Annotated in this window: 2 protein-coding genes and 1 pseudogene; 1 reads left to right on the top strand and 2 read right to left on the bottom strand. The window is 64.5% G+C overall.

Going from position 1 to position 3,040, the window contains the following annotated elements:
- Together EN906_RS28890 and EN906_RS28885 are read right to left on the bottom strand one after the other, a co-directional pair.
- A partial coding sequence (locus EN906_RS28890; protein WP_281060467.1) for a CarD family transcriptional regulator occupies positions 1–1,980 on the bottom strand: 1,980 nt, incomplete at its 3' end.
- A gap of 71 nt (positions 1,981–2,051) precedes the next feature.
- Positions 2,052–2,339 carry a succinate dehydrogenase assembly factor 2 gene (locus tag EN906_RS28885; RefSeq protein ID WP_027036782.1) on the bottom strand — a complete coding sequence of 96 codons (288 nt, stop codon included), beginning with the start codon at positions 2,337–2,339 and terminating at the stop codon, positions 2,052–2,054.
- Between the two features lie 92 nt (positions 2,340–2,431).
- Here EN906_RS28885 and EN906_RS28880 point away from each other — a divergent pair.
- A pseudogene (locus tag EN906_RS28880) lies at positions 2,432–3,040 on the top strand (ATP-dependent DNA helicase RecG); the annotation flags it as partial.

The raw sequence follows: 3,040 nt of genomic DNA, 5'->3' as shown, positions 1-3,040 counted from the left end.
GGCGGCACGCAGCGCCACTTCGGTCTTGCCGAAGCCGACATCGCCGCAAATCAGCCGGTCCATCGGCTTGCCGGCAGCAAGATCGTCGCGCACCGAATCGATGGCCGTCTGCTGGTCGTCGGTCTCTTCATAGGGGAAGCGGGCCGCGAACTCGCCATAGAGGCCTTCTGCCGGCACCAGTGGCGGTGCGGAGCGCATCTGCCGTTCGGCGGCGATGCGGATCAGCTGCCCGGCCATGTCGAGCAGGCGCTTCTTCAGTCGCGCCTTGCGCGACTGCCAGGCGCCGCCGCCAAGCTTGTCCAGCGTCGCCTCGGCTGTGTCAGAACCGTAGCGCGACAGAAGCTCGATGTTTTCCACCGGCAGGAACAGCCGGTCGTCACCCGCATAGTGGATTTCAAGGCAGTCATGCGGTGCGCCGACCGCTTCGATGGTACGCAGGCCGATGAAACGGCCAATGCCATGATCGGCATGGACGACAATGTCGCCGGCCGACAGCGCCGAGGCCTCGGCAATGAAGTCCGAGGGACGCTTCTTGCGTTTCGAACGCCGGATCAGCCGGTCGCCCAAAATGTCCTGTTCGGCGACGACGACCAGTTTTTCGGTCTCGAAGCCGGATTCGAGCGGCAGTACGGCCAGGGCCGCCTGCCCCGGTTCGAGCTTTTCGGCTTCCGCCAGCGTCGCCACCTGCTTGAGATTGCCGAGATGGTGTTCGGCAAGGATCTGGCCAAGCTGGTCGAGCGAGCCTTCGGTCCAGCCGGCAATGACAATGCGGCGGCGCGCCGCGCGCTCATCGGCGATGTGTTTGACGACGACATCGAACACATTGGCGTTCGGATCGGCGCGCTCCTCGACGAAGCTGCGGCCGTGGCGCGAGCCGGCGTGATAGACCTTCTTGGCGCCAACTTCGGGCGCGTCGAATGGCGTGAAGTCGATCGCTTCACGCGGCCCGAGCGAGGCAATCAGGTTTTCCGGGGAGAGATAGAGCAGGTCCGGTGCGACCGGCTTGTAGGGCACGGCGTCCTTCAAGGCACCGTCCGCCTGCTTCTTGCGCGCCTCGTAATGGTCGAGGATCAGCGTGTGGCGTTCGGCCAACGCCTCATGCGCCAGATGGTCGAAGATGACAGGCGTGTCAGGCAGATAGTCGAACACCGTCTCCAGCCGCTCATAGAAAAACGGCAGCCAGTGTTCCATTCCGGCAAACCGCCTGCCTTCGCTGACTGCTGCATAGAGCCCGTCATCGCGCTGTGGAGCGCCAAAGGCTTCGATATAGGAGCGGCGGAAACGGCTGATGGTTTCGGGCGTCAGCGCCACTTCGCTCATCGCCTGCAGCGCCATCGACTTGCGCTGGCCGGTGGTGCGCTGCGTGGCGGCGTCGAAGACGCGGATCGATTCAAGCGTGTCGCCGAAGAAGTCGAGCCTGAGCGCTTCGGTCCAGCCAGGCGCGAACAGGTCGAGAATGCCGCCGCGCACCGCGAACTCGCCGATGCCACGCACGGTCGGCACGCGCTCAAAACCGGACGTTTCCAGCCGCGACACCAGTACGTTCATGTCGATCTGGTTGCCGGGCCTGGCGTGGAACGTCTGTGCCTCGACGAGATCCGCCGGCGGAATGCGCTGCAGCAGCGCATTGGCGGTGGTGAGGATGACGGCGCGGTGCGGCTTCTTCGCCAGAGCGATCATGGCGGTCAGCGCATCGAGGCGCTTGGCGGCAGCATCCGAACCGGGCGAGACGCGGTCGTAGGGCAGACAATCCCACGCCGGCAGTTGCAGCACCGGCAGGCCGGGGGCAGCGAAAGACAGCGCCTCAACGATCGCCGGCAGGCGCTGACCGTCGCGCGCGACGAACAGAACCGGCTTGTCGGGCGCGATCTCGAGTGCCGCCTGCACCAGCGCAAAGGCTTCATAGCCATCAGCGACGCCGTCGACGATGAACTGGCCGGCGCGGTCTTTCGGCAAACCGATGGTGGGAATGAGGCTCATGAAATCACGGTCTTGTTTTATCGCAATTCACTAGGGGAAGCGCTTTGCACTTTTCCTGGAATTGCTTGTGTTCAGAATGTCAGAGAATGGCGGAAAGCCAGGATCTTTTGCAGGACGGCACAATCGATATCGGCCGGCACCGGGCGTTCGCCGGTGACCATGGGCAGGAATTCGGTATCGGGAATGTCGAGGAGCCTCTCATATTGGTCGATTTCCTCGGCCGTCAAGGCGCCGATCTCAGCGTCGGCGAAAGTGCCGAGGATCAGGTCCATCTCGCGCATGCCGCGATGCCAGGAGCGAAACAGAAGCTTGCGGCGGCGGACGTCGAGCCCCTCGCTTGATCTCGTCGTTCCGGTCATCGTGCCGCATCCTTGCTTGCTGCGGCGCATATAGCGTGGATAGAAGGGGCTGTCAGCCTTGCGCTGCCGCCATCGCAACATAAGCTGACATCATGCGCCCGACCATCCTCGAGCCCTTGTTTGTACCGATCACGTCGCTTGCAGGCGTCGGACCGAAAGTCGGCGCGCTGATCGAGAAGGTTGTCCCGGCCGATCTGGGTGACCGCCCCGCCCGCGCGGGCGACCTTCTGTTCGTGCTGCCGCACACCGTCATCGACCGGCGCAGCCGCCCGGGCATCGCAGGATCCGCGGAAGGCCAAATCGTGACGCTGGAGGTGCGCATCGACCGCCACCAGCCGCCGCCGCGCGGCAACAGGTCGGTGCCTTACCGCGTCTTCGCCCATGACGACACCGGCGAGATCGCGCTGACCTTCTTCCATGCTCACGCTTCCTATCTCGAAAAGGCGATGCCCGAGGGCGAGCATGTCGTGGTCTCGGGCCGCATGGAATGGTTCAATGGCCGCCCGAGCATGGTCCACCCCGACCATATTGCGCTGGCCAGCGAGGCGGAAAACCTGCCGCTGGTCGAACCGGTCTATCCCCTGACAGCCGGGCTCTCGGGCAAGGTGCTGCGCCGGGCGATCGGCCAGGCGCTGGCGCGTGTGCCTGAATTTCCCGAATGGCAGGACGGCGCCTTCATGCGCCGGCACACCTTTGCGGCC

Origin of the sequence: Mesorhizobium sp. M7A.F.Ca.CA.004.06.1.1 (genome assembly GCF_003999135.1) — a bacterium.
In the GTDB taxonomy this organism is placed as follows: Bacteria; Pseudomonadota; Alphaproteobacteria; order Rhizobiales; family Rhizobiaceae; genus Mesorhizobium.
This window is presented reverse-complemented; position numbering and strand designations above follow the sequence as displayed.